The sequence below is a fragment of the Nocardiopsis terrae genome, assembly GCF_014651695.1.
GTDB classification, from domain to species: domain Bacteria; phylum Actinomycetota; class Actinomycetes; order Streptosporangiales; family Streptosporangiaceae; genus Nocardiopsis; species Nocardiopsis terrae.
In genome coordinates this window covers 605,196-625,887 of the sequence record NZ_BMXJ01000004.1, presented here as the reverse complement: position 1 = coordinate 625,887, position 20,692 = coordinate 605,196, and the positions used below count along the sequence as shown (strand labels likewise).

The following is a 20,692-nucleotide window of genomic DNA, read 5'->3' as shown; positions in this document are numbered from 1 at the left end:
ACCGCCGTCCGAGAGAGGTCGGCAATCCCGATTCCGTTCGGCATCCGGACCGTTCCAGCCGTTGCCCCCGGCCATGAGGAGTCCGCCGCGGTGATCCACGCCCCCGAGCACCGACCGACCGAACCCCGTGCGGACGGCCCCCGCACTCCCGCGGGCCCGCCGGACAGCGGGGTGCTCGTCGGGGTGGACCTGCGGGGGATCCAGGCCTACGTGTACAGCGGCCGCCGCATCCTGGACGCCGTCGGCAGGGCCGCCCTGGTCGCCGAACTCACCGACACCGCCGACCCCGTCCACGGGGTGGCCGACCTGGTACCCGAGGACTGCCTGGTCCTGCGGGACGCGGGCGGAGCCCTGACCGTCGTCCTGCCCGACCTCTCGGCGGCCCGGTACTTCACCGCCCGCTACACACGACGGCTGCGGGAGCGCGCCGGGGAACTCACCCCGGTGGTCGCGTTCGTCCCCTACGGGCCGCGGGCCCTCCCGGTCCCGGAGGAGGCCGTGCTCCCCGACGTGGACACGGCCCTGGCCGAACTGCCGGTCCGTCTGCGCCGGGCCCGACGCCACATGTCCGCGCTGCACACCCCCGCGCACGGTTACGGGATCACGGCGGTGTGCTCGGTCAGCGGCGCCCCGGCCGAATCGGTGGACAGCAGCAGGCCCCTGGACGACCGGGCCGGGGTGTACGAACGGGTGGCCGCCGACGTGGCCCGGGCCCGGGGGATCGGCCGCCGCTGGCACCGCGCGCACGGCGACGCCTGGCTGACGGGCGCCGACACCGCCGCCGGAACACCCGAACTGGCCCTGCCGATGGAGGTGGACCGGCTCGGCCGCGACCGCGGTGAGGTGAGCCGGGTCGCGGTGGTGCACCTGGACGTCAACGGCCTGGGGGCGATCCTCGGCGGGTACCGGGAACGGGCGGGAGACCCCGGTGTCCCCGGTTCCGGCGCCATGGCACAGCGGGCGCTGTCCACCAGGATCGCCGGGCTCACGGAGGGGCTGGCCCGGGTCCTGGTGCGCGCGGTGGCCGCCGCTGTCCGGACCGGACCCGGACGGCGTCCGGTCATCCCCGTCACCGGAGGGGGCGGGCCGATCACCCTGGACCACGAACCGCCCGGCCCGGCCCGGCTGCCGGTGCGGCCGATCGTGGTGGCCGGGGACGATCTCACCGTGCTGTGCGACGCGAGGCTGGCCCTGAGCATGGTGCGGTACGCCCTGGACTGGCTGGACGCCGACCCGGAACTGGTCGGTGACCCAGAGGACCCGCGGGTGGCCCTGCACCGCGCCCTCGCCGCGGCGCACGACGCGGACCGGCCCCCCGGGCCGCCCGAGCCGGGAACGCCGGCGGGCGGCCTCCCGGACGGACGCACCGTGGTGGCCGCGGACGGGCGGCGGCACACCACGTTCGTCCCCACGGTCGGGGTGGGGGTCGCGGTGCAGCCGGTGGGGGCCCCGCTCTCACTGGGCTACGACCTCTGCGAGGCCCTGTGCCGGCTGGCCAAGGACCGGCGGGCTGCGGCCGCCGACTCCGACCCGGCCGCCGCGGGGGAACACTCGGTGGCCTGGACGACCCGTTTCGACGGGGCCGGCCGAATCCTGGACCGGATGGAACGCGCCCGCAGGGCGGAGCCCGCGCGCACGGCCCTGCCGATGACCGGGACCGCCTTCAACCGGTTCCTGGACCGCTACCTGTCCTCGGACGGCCTGGTCGCGGACGACGACAGCCGCCACCGCGGCTGGCTGGTCTCCGCCCTGGTCCCGCTGCTGGAGTCCGGGGCCGACCCCGGCCCCGAACTGGCCCGACGCGCGCGCGTCACCGGACGTGCCGCGTCCCTGCCCGAGGGGTGGACCCCCGGAGAACTGCTGGACGCGGTCGGGGTGATGGACCTGTACACGGACCCGGGGCTGTCCGGGGCGCTCGACCCCCGGCGCCCCGCGGGTCCCCGACCCCGGCCTCCGGCCTCCGGCGGGGGCGGGGACCGGTGAACGCCCAGGGCCCGGAGGACCTCCCGGACCGGATCGTGGTGCGCCTGGCCTCCCCCGCGCTGTTCGTCGGGGCCAGCGCGGACGGCACGGGCGCCGACACCGACGTGGTCACCGACGCACACGGGCTGCCCCACCTGCCCCGGCACCGGCTCGCGGCCCGGTTGCGCGCGGGCGCGGTCAGCGCCGCGACGGTCGCCCCCGACCTGGCCGGCGCGGTGGAGCTCCTGTTCGGCCGCGGGCGCTCGCACGGCCCCGACCGGATCCTGCGGGTGGGGCACGCGCTGCCCGGCGACGGGGTGCGCGCAGCCGTGGCCCGGGCGCTGGAGGGACGCGCCGAACCCGTGCGCTCCACGCTGCGCCGGGCCGTCAGCGACGCCCACACCACCCTGGAGTCGGGGGTCGAGATCGGCCCGCACGGGGCGCCCGAACCCGGTCGGTTGCGCACCAACCGGGTGCTCCTGCCCGGGCTGACCCTGACCGCGACCCTGACCTGGGCGACCCCTCCGGGGGAGGAGCACTGGCGGTGCCTGGCGCGGGCCTGTCTGGCCACCGACCAGATCGGGCTCAGGGCCGCCCGCGGGCGCGGTCGGGTGGACGTGCGCCTGGCCCGGAGCGAGGACCCCGACCCCCACGCCACCACGCTGTCCCTGGCAGCGCCCCCGGCACGGCCGCCGGACCCCGCCCGGTGGGAGGGGGCTCGGACATGAGCTCCGCCCCGGCTGTGAGCGCCTACCTGCCGCTGCGGTACGTGCTCACCGACTCCCTGGCCGTGCGTACCTCCTTCGACCCCCTGCGGGTGGACTCCGAAACCGTGCTGGGCGGGCGCGCGCAGCGCGGCATGCTCGCGGCCGCCCTGCGCCGGGCCGGACTGGAGGACGAACTGACGGAGTGGGTGGCGCGCGGTGAACGGGTCCGCTTCGCCCCGGCCCACCCCCGGCTGGAACGGCACGCCCGGTCAGGGGCGCCGGTGGTCGCCCATCCGCCGCCCGCCCACCTGTACGTCCCGGGCAAGGACGGCGACACCCTCGTCGACGTCTTCGCCGAGGGAGCCGACCGGCCGGGGGTCCCCTTCCGTGCGGTCCGGGACCCGCTCACCCCGGACCGGTCGCTGCGCGCCGCCGTACGCACCACCTCGGAGCGCTACCTGGGCCGTTCGAGGTCCGGGGGGCCGGGCCAGGGCGTGCCGTTCTTCACCACGAGCCTGGACCCGGGGCAGGTCTTCGAAGCCAGGTGGCAGCTGCGCGGACCCGACCACGCCTTTCTCCGGGGGCTCGCGGAGCGGATCGTGGCGGTCCTGGCCGGGGCCGAGGGCACGCTCACCCTCGGGTCGGGAGGGACCCGCGCGCACGGCGGAGTGGCGGCGGGGCCCGTCGACCCGGACCGGTTGCTGTCCCCGGACCGCGTGGAGCACCCGGACGCGGGCCGGACCCGCGGGGCCGGGGACCCGGTCGACCTGCTCCTGCTCTCCCCGGCGCTGCTGGTGGGTGGGCAGGGGCAGGCACGCCCGCACGCCCTGGTGCCCGCGGTCCGCGATCTCCTGACCCGGCTGCTGCCCCGCACACCGGTGGAGGTGGTGGCGGCCCACGTCGAACCCGTCCTGGTCGGCGCCTACCACCGGGGTTACCGGGGGCCCATGGCCCAGCGCTGGGCGGCGGCCCCCGGTTCGGTGGTGCGGTTGCGGCCGGGCCGGGACCTGACCGCCGCGCACGTCCGCGAACTGGAGGCCCACCCGTTGGGGGAGCGCCCCGTGGACGGGTATGGCCAGTTCGCCCTGCTCGCCCCACCGCCGGGCGACCCCGAACCGCTGCCTCCGCCGTCCGCGCCCGTGCCCGCCCGGGCAGGGGGCACCGTCACCCTGCCCGACGGCCGGTCCCCGGCCGCCCCCGACCTCCCGGAAGCGGGGCGGGACGGGGAGCTGGACGCCCTGTACGGCGAACTGCTGTGGAACGCCGCCGCGCAGCCCGTCCGCGACCACGCCCGCGCGCTGGCCCACGCCTGCGCGGACACACTCGCCCCGATCACCCCCAGCCTGCTGGGACGGCTGCGGGAGGTGCTGACCCACCCCGGACGCAGCGCCGAGGAGTCGTTGGCCGCGCTGGAGCGCACGCTCTCCCGGCCGCCGTCCGGGGGCGGCGGCCGGGGACCGGAGGCGTCCGGGGGCCTGGGCGGGCGCGCGGTGCGCGTCCTGGAACGGGCCCGGCTGGTCCGCCCCGGTCCGGCCGGGCCCGTCACGGTCCACGCGTGGTTGGGCGGGATCCGTGCGGGGGCGGGCGCACCGCCCTGGTGGCGTGACAACCGGCCCCGGCCCGACCGGGACCCCGCCTACGCCCGCGCCCTGGCCGCCGTCGACCTGGCCTCCCCCGACGGCCTCCCGTCCAGGGACCGGGAGAGCGGCCTCTCGGCCCGCGCCGAACAGTGGGAGGAGCGGGCCTCGGCCCGGCTGTGCCTGCTGCTGGTCTCCTCGTGGCTGGCGGAGGCGGCCCGGGTCCTGCGCACCGAAGGGGACCGGACCGAACAGGTACCGGGGCGCGCCGACCGGGACCGGGGCGGGGGTGCGCGGCGGTGACCGCGCCCGAGGACGCACACGACTCCCGACCCGCCGGCCTGGTCTGGGAGTTCGCGGTCCGGCTGCGCCTGCTCACCGACACCCACGTCGGCGCGGCCCGCGCCACGCCCCGGCACGCCGCGGAGAGCGACGTCCACCTGCACCTGGACCGCGACCCGCGGTCCGGGGCGCCCCGACTGCGCGCCACCACCCTCGCGGGGCTGCTCCGCCACGAACTCCTCGCGCGCACCGCCGACCCCGACGGCACCGCCGCCCTGCTGGGCTCGGGCGACACCGGCGGAGCCGACGGCGCCCGGGCCCCTTCGCCGCTGCCCAGCGCCCTGGACGTCGACGACGCCTACGCCGTCCTGCCGGACTCCGCGGCGGTGTCGGTGCGGGTGGGCACCCGGGTGGACCCGGCCACCGGCAGCGTGCGCCCCGGCCGGATGTGGCGGTGGGAGGTCCTGCCCGCGGGCACCGTGTTCACCGCGCACCTGCGGCTGCGGGTGGCCGCCCCCGCAGACGAGGCCAGGCTCCTCACCCTGCTGGTCCTGGCCGTCCGCGGCCTGGGGGGCGACGGCCCCGGGATCCGGATCGGCGGGCGTTCGGGGCGGGGCCACGGCGCGGTCCGTGCCGACCGCTGGGCCGCGCGCCGACACGACCTCACCGACGAACACGGCTGGTTCGCCTACCACGCACGCGACTGGGGGACCCGCTGGGACGAGGGCGCCGAAGCGCTCACGGAACCGCCGGAGGAGTCCCCGCCCGGGGCAGCCCCGGCGGAGCCGGACCTGGCCGCCCTCCTCGACGTCCGGCTGCGCGAACACGGGAGGGCCGCGACCGCCGCGCACCTGGCGGCCCGGCCCGCGCACACCGACCGGCGGCGCCGGGCCGAACTGCGGATGGAACTGTACGTGGCCGAACGCTCCGACCCCGTCTCCACGGGGCGTCCGCCCGCCCCCCGGGACCTGCGCCCCGGGCTGCTCATGATCGGGGACGCGCCCGCGGACGGCCGCCTGGCCGAGGCCGACCGCGGGCACCGGTGGCGGCCGTTCGTCGCCGACCACGGGGGCGAACGGGTGCTGTTCCGCCCCGTGCTCGGTGACACCGCCCTGTTCGCCCTGCTCAAACGGGTGGGCGGCCGGCTCGTGCGGGACGCCTGCGAACACCTCGTGGGGGAGGGCGGCCGTTGGCGGCAGTGGCACGGGCACTGGTGGGGTGCCGACACCGACCACCGCCCCGGCGCCCCGCCGACCCCCTCCCGGATCCGACTGCGCGCCACCCCGCCCCTCGACGGCGGCGCACCCCTGACCACCACACGCCTGACCGTGGACGCCCTGTTCGGTGACGCCGTGGACGGCCACCTGTTCACCACCGACCTGCACTGCGGGGGCTCGGCCCGGGTCGTCGTGGACGTCACCGAACCCGACGACGCCGTCCGGGGGATGCTCGCCCTCCTGGTCCGGGAACTGGCCACCGTCCCCCTGGACGCGCTCGGCGCTGGGGCCGGGAGCGGCCAGGGCAGACTCGTCGCGACCCGGGCGGTTCTGACCACACACGGGGGCGGCCGGGCCCCGGCCGAGGAGGTGGACCTGGTGGCGGCGCTGGACGACCCGGACGGTCGCGACGCCCGGACCGCCCGGGGGTGGCTGCCCGCCCTGCACACCCGGATCACCGGCTCCGACACGGAAGGGGAACCGCGTTGAGCGTGCACGCACACGAACCGCCCGCACCGGCGGGGGCGGACGTCGGACCGCTGCCGCCCGAGGGGGTCGAGGAGGTCCTCACCGACGTGTTCGTCCGGGGGGAGCGCTGCCGGATGCTCGACGCCGCGGGACCGCCCGGGACCCGGGGCAGCCCCCAGTGGCTGCTGGCCGAACTCGGCGACGGCCGGATCACCGGGTCCTGCCCCTCGGGCCGGTGGCGCCGATCGGACGCCCCGCCCACCGCGCACCTGTCCGCGCCCCCGCTCGATCCCCGCACCGACCGGTGGCGGGTCCTGGAGGTCCTGGTGTTCGGCCCGCACGCGCAGATCCGCCTGGGCGAGGGGGCGGACGCGGGGTGGGTCGCCGCCGACGCCCCGGGCGACCTCCCCGAGTGGCTGCGCCCCCGCGACAGGTCCTTCCTGCTCCAGGGCTGGGTCGGGGACGCCGACAGCCGCACCCTGGAAGGGGAGGTGCCACTGTCGGTGACCCGGGAGCCCTCCGGTGCCGAGGCGGTCCTGCCGGTCGCCTGGACCGGTTTCTCCGGCCGTCTGCGGACGCTCCCGGAACAGGGGCGCGGTGCCCTGGAGAGTACCGGGACCTGGCTGACGGTCCGGGAGTACTGGGCGTGCGACCCCGTCACGGGCGCGGTCGGGGTGGCCTTCCACCGGCTCACCGGGGTGTGCGCCGGGACCAAGCCCACCGGCCCGGAGTTCGAGGTGGGCACCGGAGACGAGACGGGCACCGGCGGCCCGGCGGAGGCCCGGGGCCGGGCGGGGGAGCACTGATGGCGGACCCGCGGGACGTCGCCGCCCGGCTGAACCCCGCCGCACCGGGGCCCGAGGGGGAGTCGCGCCGCCACCGGGCCACAGCCCCCTACGGGCTGGTCCGGCTGGCCGAGACGCCCGTTCCCGCCGCCGCGCTGCACCCCGGCCACGACACCCGGTCGCTGCTCCGCTCCCACGAGCGCACCGTCCCGGGGACGCACTCGGGCTGGATCGACCTGACCCTGACCACCCTGACCCCCACCTTCGTCGGCCGGACCCCGGGAAGGGGCGGCGTCCACGCCTCCGCCCGCTTCCCGCACGGGGACCGGTCCCTGCCCGCGGTGCCCGGCTCCACCCTGCGAGGGCTGGTCCGCAACACCCTGCGCATGCTCACCGGTGGTGAGAGCGGTCCGGTCAACACCCCCATGCTGTTCTTCCGGGCTCCGGTGCGCGTCGACCCGGACGGCGCCGACAGCTCCCGGTCCCCCCGGGCCCGCCACGTCACGGCCAGGCGGCACGACCACTACCGCAGGCGCCGGGCCGGGCTGCGCACCAGGCAGGGATTCCTGTACCACTCCCCGGGCGAGGCGGCGTGGTACGCCGTCGAGGTCCCCGCCACCGCACTGGAACCCGAACCGGGCCGGGCGCTCAAGGTGCCCTTCGCCGTGCTCCGGGAGAGTCTGCGCACCTGGGACTTCGGGGTGGGCGACTTCCCCGACCCGCCTCGCGGCAGCACCTACGTCCCCACCGCGCACGAACAGCACGGCCGCCTCCAGTACCGCTGGGTGTACGCGGTCCACCTGCCGGGGCGGCGCGGGGTCGCCGCGGTCGCCCCCACCGAACCGCAGGCCCGCGCCCGCCTGGCCGAACGCGCCGGGAGCGGCGTGCGGCACGAACACACGGGCTGCGGGCACGGGAACTCCGGGTGCGCGGGCCCCGGACACGGCGGGGTGGTCCCGGCACTGCTCGTGCTGACCGGGGCCGCCGCCGAGGAGCGGCGCAACGCCTACCTCTTCCCCGCACCACCGGACCTGCGGACCGGCCGCCGCCCCGTGCCCGACGCCATGGTGGAGCTGTTCGAGTCGGCGGAGCAGGTCACCGGCTACCAGCGGGCCGCCTTCCCCCCGACCCTGGGCACCGGGGACGGTGACCCGGTCCGGCCCCCCGTCGCCGGGACCGGGGGCGGCGGTCTGCCCCGACGGGGCCTGGAACCGGTCTGGTTCGACGTGGACCCCTCCGGCCGGGTGGTCTCCTTCGGCCGTTCCGGCGGGTACCGCATCGCGGTCAGCGACGACAACCCGATCCGCCGCGCCGTACCCGGGCGGGTCCTGGGGCCCCAGCACGGCGACCCGGACCGCACCGACCGTGCCGGGCGCACCGTCGACGTGTGCCGGGCGGTGTTCGGCGACACCGACGTCTTCGCGGGTGAGGCCGGAGCGCTCCGGGGCCGGGTCTCCTTCGGCAACGCCCTGAGTACGGACCCCGACCCCGACTACCCCGACGGCGCCGCGCTGCGGGTGCAGCTGCTCTCCCCGCAGCGCGGCTGCTTCGCCAACTACCTCGCCCAGGGCCCCGACGCGGCGGCGGGCGAGCGGCCCGACATCGTCACCTGGTCGCACGAGGGGCGGATCCGCCTGGGCGGGTACAAGGCCTACCTGCACCGGCACGACCCACGCCTGGGCGCGCCGGTCCGCTACGACGAGCGGGCCCGGACCGAACTCGGGATCACGGTGGTCCCCCGAGGAGCCGAGGCCGTGCCGCCCCGGGACACCCAGCGCGACATCGTCCCGCTCCGTGACGGCCTCACCCTGCGCTCCCGTGTCACCTTCACCAACCTCACCGACGCCGAACTCGGCGCCCTGATGCGGGCCCTGCTCCTGGCCAACCCCGCCGACGGGGGAGACCCCGCGGACCCCGGGCACGCCCACAAGATCGGCATGGGCAAGTCCCTGGGCATGGGCAGCGTGCACCTGCGCCCCGAACTCCACCTGGTCGACCGTCGCGCCCGCGCCGCCGACCTCTCCCTGAGCCCCGCCGCAGGGGTCACCCGTGCCTCCGGGGAACGGGTGGAGGCCTTCCTGGGCGCCTTCTCCGCGGCCCTGGCGGGGTACCGGGGAACGGAGGACTGGAGGGAGGTGGACCAGGTCGTGGACGTGCTCCTGGCCAGCCGGTGGCGGGGCCGTCTGCCGTGGTCGGAGACAGCGGTGATGTCGCTGCGCCAGTTCGCCGAGTACCCGGTCCTGCCCCCGCTCACCGAACGGTTCGGGGGAGCAGACGCAGGATGAGCAGGCCGACGGCGAACGACACCGCGCTCCCGACGGCCGTGAGGTGTGCCCGAGGAGGTGCCGTCAGCCGTTGGGCCCTCGTTCCCCGTCCGCGGCGGAGGCGCGCCTGCGAGCCCGGTAGGCCGCGGCCTTCACCCGGTTGCCGCACTCGTCCATCCCGCACCAGGTGCGCCGGGCGCCCCGTGAGCGGTCGAGGTAGATGCGGGTGCAGTCGACGCGACCGCACTCCTTGAGGCGGGCGCCGGGGTCCGCGAGCAGGAGGACGGCGCTCCTGGCCACGAGGGAGAGAGCGGAGGTCAGGTCCCCCGACACACGCAGCCCCGCGTCGGTGAGTTCGACCGAGGGCAGCGGACCGGCGGCGGTGTCGTTGACGGCCTTGAGGCTTTCCGGTTCGAAGGGCCGTTCGAGCACACGGTCGAGGGCGAGTCGGTAGATCGCCTCACGCAGGGAGAGAGCGGACTCGAAGGTCGCGGAGTCGGCGCTCACCCGGTCGGGGAGGCCGTCGCAGAGACTCGTCCACCGTTCCAGGTCCGCGGGCTCGGACAGGAGGTCGATGCGTTCGCCACGGCGGGACAGCACCGTCGCGGCCAGGTCGAGGGCCGGATCACCGCTCACGAATACGAAGTTCACGTCACCATCTTGACCGGTGACGACGTTGACGGCAAAATCGTCACCTGTTGAGGTGGTGACGAAATGAGGGCGAGGGGCGCATGGCCGGAATCCGCGATATCGAGGCGGTCGTTTTCGACGTCCTCGGAACGCTGGTCGACGAACCCGGCGGACTCCGGGCGGCGATCCGCGACGCCGTGCCCGGGTGCGAAGACGTGTCCGTGGACGAGTTGACCACCTCGTGGCAGCGGTACGTCGCCCTCGAACAGGGCCGCGTCGCCCGGGGACGCCGCGCGTACGCCACCAGCGAGACCATCGACGCCGAGGCCGCCCGGCGGGTGGCCGACCGGGCCGGACTCGCCGACCCTGACGGCATCTCCTGGTTGGCCACGGCCGGGCAGCGTCTGCCCCCCTGGGAGGACTCCGTCTCCGGGCTCGACCGGCTCGCCCGGACGCTGCCGGTGATCGGGCTCTCCAACGCCAGCCGCACCGCGCTGCTACGGCTCAGCGCGCACGCGGGGCTGCGCTGGCACCAGGCCCTGTCCGGCGAGTCCGTCCTGGCCTACAAGCCGGCGCCGGAGCTCTACGAGCTGGCCATCGCTACCGCCGGGCACTCGCCCGAACGCGTGCTCATGGTGGCCGCCCACGCGTGGGACCTCCGTGGCGCCCGGACCAGGGGCATGCGGACCGCCTACGTGCGGCGGCCGGACGGCGATCCGCCTACCGGCTCCGACTCCTTCGACTGGTGCTTCGAGGGACTGGACGAACTGGTCACGGCGCTGGCGGCGAGGTAGTCGGCACGGGTGAGCCGCTGATGGTCTCGGCGAGGGCCTCCAGCAGGTCGGCCCGGCGGTCGGGTTCGTCCTGGGCGCCCCGCCACAGCTCCGGGGGCTCGGGGCCCTCCTCCAGGAGGCGGCACAGCAGGGCGTCGAGCGAACCCCGGGGGTCGGCGTCGAAGGCCGCCCGGTGGGCCTGGGCCTGCGCGGTCAGTTCCCGGGCGAGCCGGCCCAGCCACGTCCGCTCGCTTTCGCCCAGGACCTCGCGCCGGCGGCCGATCGTCTCCGGGGCGCCGGGGGCGTCCCCGTGCCGTGCGGGCGGGTCGGGGACGGGGGCGTAGGGGGCGCTGCGGGACCGCCCCCTGGCCTGTTGGACCAGTGCGAAGTGGCCGGGCATGTCCACGGCCATCCGGCCCAGTACCCCGGTGAGCCTGCGCGCCACGTCCTCACCGTTCATGGCCGGCAGCAACCGGCGCAGGAGCAGGCGTCGGCGCTGGTCGGGGGTGCGGCCGGAGTCGGCGTCACGGCCGGCGGCGAGTTCGGCGAGCTTGCGCAGCAGGTAGTCGCCGGTGGCGGTGGAGACCATCGGGGGCTCCCGGACCGCGGTGAGCGGGCGCCCGTGCAGGTCCGCGACGGGGACCGCGTCGCCGTCCTCGGTGAACGACACCGAATCGCCGGGGCGGACGTCCTCGGGCAGGTCGGCGGCGGGGTTCCCCCACCCGGCGGTGAGTACCAGCATGGCCAGGGCCTCCTGCTCGACCACGTCGGTGGCGATCCGGGCGACGTCGCGGCGCTGGGCCCAGCGCCGGGGGCGTTCGGAGAAGGCGCAGCGGATCCTGCCGTCGGGGGCGGGCTGCGGGTAGACGCGGCGCAGGTTCTTGTAGGACCGGTCGCGGCGGACGTCGTCCAGGGCGTCGCGGAGCCGGTGCGCGGCGGTGCGGTCCACACCGCCGGTACCGTCGGCGCCGGGCTCGGCCCGGGCCATGCGCACGGCCACGACGCCGCGCGGGTCGCCGCCGTGTCCGGCGCACGCGCAGTGCTCGAAGCACAGGTCGACGTAGTCGCAGAACTGCTCGGAGTGGCTGGTGCAGCCCTGCGCGGTTCCGTCCGCCGAGCACGGCCCGCAGCCCAGGACGCGTGTGAACACGCGTAGGAAGGCCGCCGAACCGAACAGCTCACCGGCGGAGCAGTGGTGCTTGCTCACGAACTCTTCTCCCCGGATGCTCCGGGGCTGGGACGCTTCCCCAGCCCTTCCGGGGAAACGCGCGAACGAGGCGTGATCCTTCGGTGACACTCCTGCGTCAACGGGAGGTCGTACAACAAAGTAGGACCGCTGTTGCTGGAATGTCAATTGCCGACCATGGTACTGAAAGCGACTAAGGGTGAAAACTTTCAATTAATCGGTCATTGTTCACACGGGGCTCAGAATTAACAGCGCTGTTCTCCTCCAGGGGACACCGACCCGTGTCCGAGAGAGTGCGGTGAGGGCCTCGGAGCGGGGTGCGTCGCGGCTGTTCGGACGAAGCGGACGGTCGGCATGGAGCGAGAGGGAGCGGGAGGTCGCCGGATGCCCGTGGTCAATCTGACCTCGCACGTGGTGACGGTCGTCGACGAACAGGCACGCGTGATCCGGAGCTGGCCCGAGTCGCCCGAACCCGCCAGGGTCGAGGCCGTCCGGTTCCCCCTGCGGGAGGTGGAGGGCGTGCCGCTCATGGCGGAGGAGCGCACCCGCGCGGTCCTGCCCGAACCCGTCGAGGGGGTGTGGTTCATCGTCTCCTCCGTCGTGAGCTCGGCCCATCCGGAGCGGGACGACCTGCTGGTCCCCTCCGACCTGGTCCGCGACGACCGGGGGGTGGTCACCGGCTGCCGTTCCCTCGTGCTCACCTCCGCTCCGGTCCGCGACCGCGAAGGGGAGAAAGTACTCCATTGATCCTTACCGCCCCCTTTCGGGCGCGGGTGAGTACTGTGGTTCCGTTCCTGTCGTCTGGAGGCGGCCGAAGGCGGTGCGTCCGGGAGGGGAAACCGTGGACGCACCCCGTGCCGCCGTCGTCCTCGTGGGGCAGAACCCGACCCCCGCCCTGCTCTCCTGCCTGACCCTGCCCGCCGACCAGCTCGTCCTGGTCGCCAGCGACGGGACCCTGACCGTCGCCCGACGGGTCGCGGAGGCCGTCGGACGCATCGCCCCGCACCGTTCGGCGCGCGTGCTCAGCGTGGGACCGGACCCGCACGACCCCGATCGGGTCACCGGCCTCCTGGAGACCGTCCGGCGCGCACTCGACGGACGACCCTGGCACCTCGACTACACCGGCGGCACCAAGGTCATGAGTGTGGTCGCCGCCCTGCACCACGAACGCGCACTGCCGCCCCGGGCCCGTGCCTGGCGCTACTACCTGGACTCCCACAGCGACCTGCTCCGCACCGCCGACACCGCGCGCCCCGGCCGTGCGGTGACCGGCCGCGGAGTCGACCTGCGCACCCTGGCCGGGATCCACGGCGCCCGCTGGCTGGCGGACCGCGACCCCGAACCCGTGCGCCTGTTCGTGCGGGGCGGGGAGAGCGCCCTGGCAGAAGCCTTCCCGCACCTGCCCGAGGGCGAGCGCAACGGGATCGCGGCCGAGGGCCGACTGCTCCGTCACCTGCGCCGCCTGCTGCGCGGACGGCCCGAGACCGAGGTCCTCGGCGCCCGACAGGTGGCCGACCCCTTCCGCCCCGGCGGTTCCGTCGCCGACTTCGACGTCCTGGTCCGCCACCGCCACCGGGTGCTGTGCGTGGAGGCCAAGACCCGGGCCGAGGACGTGGTCGCCCGTGCGGGCTGGACCGTCGCCAAGGCGCGCAGGGTCTTCGGCGGCGCCACCCACGTCCTCTTCGTCCACTCGGGGCCGCCCGCGGCCGACCTGCGCGACCAGGTCACCGAGTACAACCCGGCCCTGTCCGCGCGCCAGGTCCACGTGTGGCACCTGGACGCCCTGCTGGAACGCCTTACCTCCTTCACGGCGCTGCGCGACGCCTTCTTCCCGAGCCTGGCCTGGACGCCGCCGAGCAGATCCGCCCCGGGGGCGACGACCCCGCACCCGCCGGGGACCGCCGGGACCGCTCCGGCCGCCCCCGCTTCCGGCCCGCTCCGGCCGCCCTCCCGCCATCCCGGCCCCCGGGACGCCCCGCTCCTGGTCACCCCGTTGGGCGGAAGCAGGTTGGGCACCCTGGCCGCCGTACACGCCCACCGCCCGGCCCGGACCCTGGTCCTGTCCTCCAAACAGAGCCTGCGGGCCGGGGTCCGGGAGGCGGCGGCGGGCACGCTGCGCTCCGCCGAGCGCCCGGGCGCGCCCCCGGCCGACGCCGCCGCCCTGCGCGCCGAGGGTTACCGGGACCGGGTGCGGCTGTCGGCTGAGCCGGTGGACGGCTACGACTCCGAGGCGGTCGACCGGGCCGCGCGGGGATGGATCGGACGCGAACGGGAGGAGGGCCGCCCGGTGGTCGTGGACATCACCACCGGGACCAAGGCCATGAGTCTGGGGCTGGCCGGGGCCGCCCGGTTCCACGGGGCCTGCGCCACCTACCAGTTGGCCCGGGAACGGGCCCTGGTCTGCCTGACCCACGGCCGCAGACCGCTGGAGGGGCGGGCCGGGATCGACTGGTCACTGGTGCTGTCCGGCTACCGGCCCCTGACCGCGCCCCTGGGCGGCCTGGTCACCGGACCGGCCGGGGACCAGGTGGACGTGGCGCTCCTGGAGTCGGCGGGGGCGGCCCTCGGTGCGGCCGCGTCGGGGGAGTGCCAGGTGTGGTGGGACGTCACCCTGGCCGACCCGGAGGGGTTCCTGACCGCGCAGGAACGGCCCGGCCTGGTGCTGACCTTCGGAGACCGGGCCGTGGGACTGGCCGCACCCGCGCGCCTGCGGCGGCGCACCCCCGGCGGACCGCTGCGCGGGGTGAGCCCGGGGGCCTGGGCGCAGAGCGTGTTCGCGGCGACCCTGCACCTGAACGTGCGCTGCGACGTGGCCGGGACGGTCCTGGCCCTGACCCGCCCGGGCCGCGACGTGGCCCGGGCGGGCGAGCTGGTGGCCTGGATCTCCCAGGCCGACCCCGGTGAAGGGGGCGGAGGCGACCGGCCGGCCCCGGCGATCCGCTTCGGGGACCCGCTGCGGCCGCTGGTCGTCGAGGTGGACCCGCAGGCCCCGCCGGCCCTGCTCACGACGGACGTGAGCAGGATCTGACCCGCCGTATCCCCGCCCTGAACTACTTATGGGCTATTTGTCCTATTTGTTACTGGTGGGTCGCAAACCGTCCGAGGCGCGCAACCGTCCACCCAGAGACACGTCCCCCTCCCAGAACGGAGCCGCCCACGTGCGGTACGGATCTACCCCGGCCCTGGCCGCCGGTGCGCTCGTCATGGCCCTGACCACCGGCTGTTCCCTGATCCCGGTGATCGGGGAGGGCGTCACCGAGCAGTTCGGCGGGGCCCTCGAACTCGAACGCTTCCGTGGTCAGCAGGTGAACTGGCAGGCCTGCTACGCCCAGTCGGAGATCGACGAGATCGTTGAGTACTGGGAGGTGGACGCGGACTGGCTGCAGGGCCTGGAGTGCGGCGCCATGGTGGTTCCCCTCGACTACGACGACCCCGGGCGGGAACGGGTGCAGATCGCCCTGTTCCGCCAGCCCGCCACCGGGCCCGCCGAGCAGAGACGGGGTTCGCTGGTGTTCAGCCCCTCCGGCCCCGGGGCCGGAGGCATGGAGATGCTCTCCCAGGAGATCCTCAGCCCCGAGGTCCGTGCGGCCCACGACCTCGTCTCCTTCGACCCGCGCGGGGTCGGCGGTAGGGACTCCGCCTCCTGCCAAGGTGCTGAGAGGGAGAACTGGGCGCAGGTGTGGGGGAGCGACCGGTGGGAGGACCTGTTGTCCTGGGACCTCGAACCGGACGACCTCACCGACACTGACCTGCGGGACCTGGACGAGGCGGCACGGGAGTACGCCGAGGCGTGCGCGGAGGAGGCGGGAGCGGACCTCCTCGCGCACATGGGCAGCGTCGACGTCGCACGTGACATGGACCTGCTGCGCCAGGTCCTCGGCGACGACGAGCTCACCTACGTGGGCTACTCCCACGGGACCCACCTCGGCTCGGTGTACGCCGAGCTGTACCCGGACCGGGTCGGGGCGATGGTGCTGGACGGCGGGGTGGACCTGGACATCGCCCCGGAGGACGCGCTGGTCGACCGGGCCGGGAGCGTCCAGACGGCCTGGGAGCTGTTCGTCGAGAACTGCGCCGACAACCGCAACAACTGCGCGTTCAGCGGTCCGGACCGGGCGACCGGGGAGATGTCCCGGATCCTCGGGGACCTGGACGAGGAACCCCTCGTCCTGTACGAACCGGAGGGGGCGGAGGAGGTCGTGATCGACGGTGACGTCATGCTGGAGGTCACCTCCCGGACCCTCCACCACGAGCACCTGTGGCCCGACCTCAGTGACGCCCTGGCCGACCTGGCCGCGAGCGACCACCCGCGGGCCGCCTACTTCCTCTCCTACCTGTACACGTTCGCCTACGGACACCCGGACGAGTTCGAGGAGGAGCACGCCAGGGCGGACACCGCGCGGACCGCGATCGAGTGCGCCGACAACCCCGTGGACGCCGGCGCCGTCGACACCGCCGACCACCGCGACCTCATGGTCCGCGCCCACGACGCCTCCCCGCTGTTCGGCGGGGTGGCGGTGTGGCCCCTGATGGTGTGCGCGCACTGGGTCGAGGCCGAGGCGTCGCCGGACGGGTTCACCGCCCCGGACGCCCCGCCGATCGTGGTGGTCGGCACGGTCGGCGACCCCGCCACCCCCTACTCCTGGTCCCAGGACCTGGCCGAGCGGCTGGAGAGCGCCACTCTGGTCACCTACGAGGGCTCGGGCCACGGGGCCTACGGTTTCGGCTACAACGACTGCGTGGACGACGTGGTCGACACCTACCTCCTGGAGGGCGTGGTGCCCGGCAGCGGACACTTCTGCGCTCCCGAGGAGTACTGACCGCCCCGGTCCCGCCCGTCCGCCCGGGCGGGACCGGCGGCCCCGCGGGCAGGGCCGGGCCTGGACCACCGGTACGGGGCCACCGGTAAAAGGCACCGGAAAGCCACCCGTACGGAGTGTTTACCCCTCCGCCGGGATGTTCACCGCGCAGGCACGAACGATGACCCGGAGTATGGAGGCTTCGATGGTTCGCAGTTCGGGGCGGAGGTGGGCGTGCGGGTGCGCTGCGCTGGCGGAAGGGCCCTGGGGGCCGTGGGTCTGACGACCGTGCTGGTCGCGGCGGCGGGTTTCGCCCCGGCCGACCGGTGGGACGGCGAACTCCCCTTCTACGGCCAGGCCGTCGACTGGCAGCCGTGCTTCACCCCGGAGGAACTCGCCGCCGCCGAGGACACCGAGGGCGACCCCGACTGGACCTCGCGCCTGGAGTGCGGCACCGTCACCGTCCCCGTCAACCACGGCGACCCCGAGGGCGGGACCATCGACATGGCGGTGGTCAGGCACCCCGCCCAGGGGCCCGCCGAACAGCGGCGCGGCTCCCTCGTGTTCGACTTCGGCGGCCCCGGCGTCCCCGGGGTCGAACGGATGAGGAGCGGCCCCCTGCCCCTGAGCAGGCAGACACGCGCCTCCTTCGACCTGGTCTCCTTCGACCCGCGCGGGGTGGGGGAGAGCGCGGGGTTCACCTGCCCGCGGTGGCGGGCCATGCGGGCGCCCCTGGAGGCGCTCCGGAACCTCGGAGCGCAGGAGGTCACCGACGCGCGTCTCCGCGAGCTGGACAAGGCCGCCGAGGCCTACGCCCGAAGCTGCGTCGAGGAGGTCGGTGAGGAGTTCCTCGCCAACACGGGAACCGTCAACGTGGTCCGCGACCTCGACATCCTCCGCGACGCCCTCGGCGACCGCCGACTGAACTACGTGGGTTTCTCCTACGGCACCCGCATCGGGGCCCTGTACGCCGAGATGTTCGCCGAGAACACCCGGGCCCTGGTCCTCGACGGGGCGATGCAGATCGAGCGTGACGTCATCGCGGACGGGGTGGAGCAGAGCGGTGGTGTCCGGGCCGCTTGGGAGACCTTCGTCGACTACTGCCTGGAGCGGGCGCCGGAGTGCCCGTTCACCGACGCGGCGCAGGCCACCGCCGAGACGGAGGCGATCCTGTCCGGGGTCGCCGCCGACCCGGTCGTCCTCGAGGAGGGCGGCGTCGGCCGCCACGAACTGCTCGTGCTGCTCCGCGAGTCCCTGTACACCGAACACAGGTGGGAGAACGCGGCCCGGCTCCTCGCCCGGCTCGCGGCGGGCGACACCGGGGACGACTTCGTCCGGGGCTACCTCGAGGGCGCCCTCGCACCCCGGGGCGGGGAATCGGGGTCGGAGGAGTCCGCGTTCACGGCGGTGCGCTGCGCCGACCACACCAACCCCACCGACCCCCGCGAGTACCGGGAGGGCGCCCGGCGCGCCGCGGACCTCTCCCCGCTCTTCGGGGGCGATCAGGTGTGGTCGTTGCTGCCCTGCGCCCACTGGCCCGTCACCGAGGTCGTCCCCACCGGGGTGAGCGCCCCGATGGCGCCGCCGATCCTGGTGGTGGGCACCCGGGGCGACCCCGCCACCCCGTACGCGTGGGCGCGCGAGCTGGCCGACCAGTTGGCCTCCGCGACCCTGTTCACCTACGAGGGCGGGGGCCACACGGCCTACGCGGGCGGACGGTCCTGCGTCGACCGGGTGGTGGACGCCTACCTCCTGTACGGCGAGGTGCCCCCGGCGGGCTCCTCCTGCCCGGGGGAGTTCTGAGCTGTCGGGAACCGCACGAACGACAGCACCAGGGCCAGGGCCCCAGCGCCCCCGGCCAGCACCAGGTGGCCGACGCTGATCGAGGTGGCCGCCATCAGGGGGCCGAGGGCCAGGGGCGAGAGGAACTGCCCGACGAAGACCATCGTGCTGGAGACCGAGCTCGCCCGCCCCATCACCGGAGCGGGCGTCAGTGCGCCCACCAGCACGGTCAGCGAGGTCAGCCACACTCCGCCGCCGGCTCCCACCAGGACCGCGGCCGCCACCAGGGCCGCGCGCGCGTCGGCCAGCCCCAGCAGCAGGAAGGCCGCCGTCCACAGCACGGCTGCGGTGCGCAGCAGGGCGTTGACGCCCAGGACCCGGCGCAGCCGCGCGTACGCGACGCCCACCAGCGCGGATGTCCCGGTGACCGCGGCCACGTGCACGGAGACCGCCGCGGGGTCGTGCACACCGAGCTCCGCCAGCCGCTGGGGCAGGAAGACCAGCAGGCCGTAGGTGAGCACCATGTACACGCCGGACAGGGCGAACACGCCCAGGAGCGCGGGTTGCGCGGCCACCGCCGCCCGCAGGGTGGTCACCTCCGCGGGGCGCTCGCCGACCGGTCCGCTCCGCGCGGGCCCGGAAGAGCCGAACAGGAACAGCGCGGCCGCGCCCACGGGGATCCCGACCAGGTACACGGCGAACGGCGCCTGCCAGGAGATCGCGCCCAGCGCGCCGCCGAGGATCGGCCAGAGCACGCCGCCCAGGCCGGTGGCCGCGGTCCGCCAGCCCATCACCCGGTCGCGGTCCGCTCCCCGGTAACCGTTCAGGAGGGCGACCGTCGTGGCCGAGAAGGCCGTGGCCGCGCCGATGCCGAACACGACCCGGCCGGCCAGCAGCAGGGTGTAGTCGTCGGTGACCAGTCCGGCCCCTCCCGCCAGGCCGTAGAGGAGGAGACCGGCGAACATCGGCCCGCGTACCCCCACGCGGTCCACGAGCCAGCCGGTGAGCGGGCTGACGACGGCGACGGTCAGTCCGTTGACGGTGAGCAGGGTTCCGGCCCGGGTCGCGCTGATCTCCAGGTCGGTGCGGATGAGTTCGAGCACCGGCATGAGGATCGTGCTCGACATGATGCCCAGGGTGGAGGACAGCAGGAGGACCACGAGGGCGCCGTGCGGGTGCCGTGTGCCGGAGGCCGACGGGGCTGAGGGGGCTGAGGGGGCTCCCGCGGCGGTGCCGGGGCCGGGCGTCGCGGGTGGGGCGGGCTTCGGTTCGGGCATGGGGGGACCTCTGGTCAAAAACTGCCACTGAGTGGCATTGGATATTGGTAGGCACTTTATACCGAGAGGCAAAAGAACACCAGGGGCGTTTTTCGTGGCTGCTGGTTAGGATGCGGGGCATGGCTCCGAACGACACCCCGCAGGCCCGCCCCTCCCTCCGCGAACGCAAGAAGCAGCGCACCCTGGAGGAGCTCGCCGCCGCCGCCGCACGGCTCTTCGCCGAGCAGGGCTTCGAGGCGACCACGCTGGAGGAGGTCGTCGCCGCGGCCGAGGTCTCCAAGCGGACCTTCTTCCGCTACTACGGGTCCAAGGAGGCGGTCGCTCTGGCACCCGAGGGGCAGCTGTGGGAGCGCTACGTCGCGGAGGTCGCCGAACGCCCCCTCGGCGGAACGGTGCTGGACTCCCTCCGCTCCGCCCTGCTCGACACCGTCACCCGGATGCCCCTGGGGTGGGAGGAGCGGTTCTACGCCTGCCGCAGGCTCGCCGCGCACAGCCCCACCCCGGCGCTGCGCGACCACACCGTCGTCGCCTCGTTCCACGTCCAGGCCGAGCTCACCGGCATCCTCGAACGGCGCCTGGGAACCAGCTCAGAGGCGGACGTCCGGCTGCGCCTGCTCGGCGAGTTCGCCCTCAGCGCCTGGCGGTGCGGGGCCAAGGAGTGGGTGATGGGACGCGAACCCGGCCAGACCGGCCGGCCGGCCATGGACGCCACCCCCGACCCCCTCGACGCCGGAACCGCCGCCCGGGTCCGGGGCGGACGCGAGCGGTTGCTGCGCCGCGTCGACGAGGCCTTCGCCGCCATCCCCGCCAGCCTCGCCCTGTCCGCCGACTGAGCGAGGGCAGCCGCCCGCCCCCGCCTCCCGGGGACGATCCGGCTCCCGTGCGGGGGAACCGCCACCGCCTGCGGCCGGGCAGACCCGGACACGAGCGGGGCGACCGAAGGGAAGGACCGGCCATGGGAACGCGGACTACCGGACGGGCCG

General features: G+C 75.4%; 15 protein-coding genes. 12 read left to right on the top strand and 3 right to left on the bottom strand.

Going from position 1 to position 20,692, the window contains the following annotated elements:
• Positions 1-90: 90 nt before the first annotated feature.
• The 6 genes from IE195_RS14130 to IE195_RS14105 are packed head-to-tail and all read left to right on the top strand — an operon-like array spanning position 91 to position 9,283.
• A complete protein-coding gene (locus tag IE195_RS14130; protein ID WP_373295659.1) occupies positions 91-1,983 on the top strand; it encodes a hypothetical protein in 1,893 nt (630 codons plus the stop codon).
• Positions 1,980-2,690: a hypothetical protein gene (locus IE195_RS14125; RefSeq protein WP_191271442.1), complete on the top strand. Its 711-nt coding sequence runs from the start codon at positions 1,980-1,982 to the stop codon at positions 2,688-2,690. The genes IE195_RS14130 and IE195_RS14125 overlap by 4 nt, the downstream gene beginning before the upstream one ends.
• Positions 2,687-4,549 (top strand): hypothetical protein, encoded by a 1,863-nt coding sequence (locus IE195_RS14120; RefSeq protein ID WP_191271441.1) that lies wholly within the window; start codon positions 2,687-2,689, stop codon positions 4,547-4,549. Before IE195_RS14125 ends, IE195_RS14120 begins: the two co-directional genes overlap by 4 nt.
• On the top strand, positions 4,546-6,234 hold the full coding sequence (locus tag IE195_RS14115; protein WP_191271440.1) for an RAMP superfamily CRISPR-associated protein: 1,689 nt from the start codon (positions 4,546-4,548) through the stop codon (positions 6,232-6,234). The genes IE195_RS14120 and IE195_RS14115 overlap by 4 nt, the downstream gene beginning before the upstream one ends.
• A complete protein-coding gene (locus IE195_RS14110) occupies positions 6,231-7,019 on the top strand; it encodes a hypothetical protein (RefSeq protein WP_191271439.1) in 789 nt (262 codons plus the stop codon). The genes IE195_RS14115 and IE195_RS14110 overlap by 4 nt, the downstream gene beginning before the upstream one ends.
• Positions 7,019-9,283 carry a TIGR03986 family type III CRISPR-associated RAMP protein gene (locus IE195_RS14105; RefSeq protein WP_191271437.1) on the top strand — a complete coding sequence of 755 codons (2,265 nt, stop codon included), beginning with the start codon at positions 7,019-7,021 and terminating at the stop codon, positions 9,281-9,283. Before IE195_RS14110 ends, IE195_RS14105 begins: the two co-directional genes overlap by 1 nt.
• 63 nt (positions 9,284-9,346) lie before the next feature.
• Here IE195_RS14105 and IE195_RS14100 read toward each other — a convergent pair whose 3' ends face one another.
• Entirely contained in the window at positions 9,347-9,913 is a 567-nt protein-coding gene (locus IE195_RS14100) for a CGNR zinc finger domain-containing protein (protein ID WP_191271435.1), read from the bottom strand.
• 80 nt (positions 9,914-9,993) lie between these two features.
• Here IE195_RS14100 and IE195_RS14095 point away from each other — a divergent pair, with 80 nt between their 5' ends.
• On the top strand, positions 9,994-10,686 hold the full coding sequence (locus tag IE195_RS14095; protein WP_191271432.1) for a haloacid dehalogenase type II: 693 nt from the start codon (positions 9,994-9,996) through the stop codon (positions 10,684-10,686).
• Here the strand turns inward: IE195_RS14095 and IE195_RS14090 are convergent.
• A complete protein-coding gene (locus IE195_RS14090; RefSeq protein WP_191271430.1) occupies positions 10,664-11,872 on the bottom strand; it encodes a hypothetical protein in 1,209 nt (402 codons plus the stop codon). The two genes, IE195_RS14095 and IE195_RS14090, sit on opposite strands and share 23 nt — an antisense overlap.
• 363 nt (positions 11,873-12,235) lie before the next feature.
• Here IE195_RS14090 and IE195_RS14085 point away from each other — a divergent pair, with 363 nt between their 5' ends.
• From IE195_RS14085 to IE195_RS14070, 4 genes are all read left to right on the top strand, one after another.
• Positions 12,236-12,598: a hypothetical protein gene (locus IE195_RS14085; RefSeq protein WP_191271428.1), complete on the top strand. Its 363-nt coding sequence runs from the start codon at positions 12,236-12,238 to the stop codon at positions 12,596-12,598.
• Between the two features lie 94 nt (positions 12,599-12,692).
• Positions 12,693-14,879: a CRISPR-associated protein gene (locus IE195_RS14080; RefSeq protein WP_191271426.1), complete on the top strand. Its 2,187-nt coding sequence runs from the start codon at positions 12,693-12,695 to the stop codon at positions 14,877-14,879.
• A gap of 130 nt (positions 14,880-15,009) precedes the next feature.
• Positions 15,010-16,671, top strand: a complete 1,662-nt coding sequence (locus IE195_RS14075) for an alpha/beta hydrolase (RefSeq protein ID WP_229826209.1) — start codon at positions 15,010-15,012, stop codon at positions 16,669-16,671.
• A 252-nt stretch (positions 16,672-16,923) separates the two neighbouring features.
• On the top strand, positions 16,924-18,453 hold the full coding sequence (locus IE195_RS14070; protein WP_191271424.1) for an alpha/beta fold hydrolase: 1,530 nt from the start codon (positions 16,924-16,926) through the stop codon (positions 18,451-18,453).
• Here the strand turns inward: IE195_RS14070 and IE195_RS14065 are convergent.
• Positions 18,396-19,709, bottom strand: a complete 1,314-nt coding sequence (locus IE195_RS14065) for an MFS transporter (RefSeq protein ID WP_191271422.1) — start codon at positions 19,707-19,709, stop codon at positions 18,396-18,398. The genes IE195_RS14070 and IE195_RS14065 overlap by 58 nt on opposite strands.
• A gap of 119 nt (positions 19,710-19,828) precedes the next feature.
• Here IE195_RS14065 and IE195_RS14060 point away from each other — a divergent pair, with 119 nt between their 5' ends.
• Positions 19,829-20,542 carry a TetR/AcrR family transcriptional regulator gene (locus IE195_RS14060; RefSeq protein ID WP_191271420.1) on the top strand — a complete coding sequence of 238 codons (714 nt, stop codon included), beginning with the start codon at positions 19,829-19,831 and terminating at the stop codon, positions 20,540-20,542.
• The last annotated feature ends 150 nt before the right edge of the window (positions 20,543-20,692 follow it).

What these genes read in the sequence shown, in the direction of transcription:
- IE195_RS14095 (WP_191271432.1), top strand. Translation starts at nt 9,994, where the DNA reads ATGGCCGGAATCCGCGATATCGAGGCGGTCGTTTTCGACGTCCTCGGA.
- IE195_RS14060 (WP_191271420.1), top strand. Translation starts at nt 19,829, where the DNA reads ATGGCTCCGAACGACACCCCGCAGGCCCGCCCCTCCCTCCGCGAACGC.
- IE195_RS14120 (WP_191271441.1), top strand. Translation starts at nt 2,687, where the DNA reads ATGAGCTCCGCCCCGGCTGTGAGCGCCTACCTGCCGCTGCGGTACGTG.
- IE195_RS14065 (WP_191271422.1), bottom strand. Translation starts at nt 19,709, where the DNA reads ATGCCCGAACCGAAGCCCGCCCCACCCGCGACGCCCGGCCCCGGCACC.
- IE195_RS14085 (WP_191271428.1), top strand. Translation starts at nt 12,236, where the DNA reads ATGCCCGTGGTCAATCTGACCTCGCACGTGGTGACGGTCGTCGACGAA.
- IE195_RS14105 (WP_191271437.1), top strand. Translation starts at nt 7,019, where the DNA reads ATGGCGGACCCGCGGGACGTCGCCGCCCGGCTGAACCCCGCCGCACCG.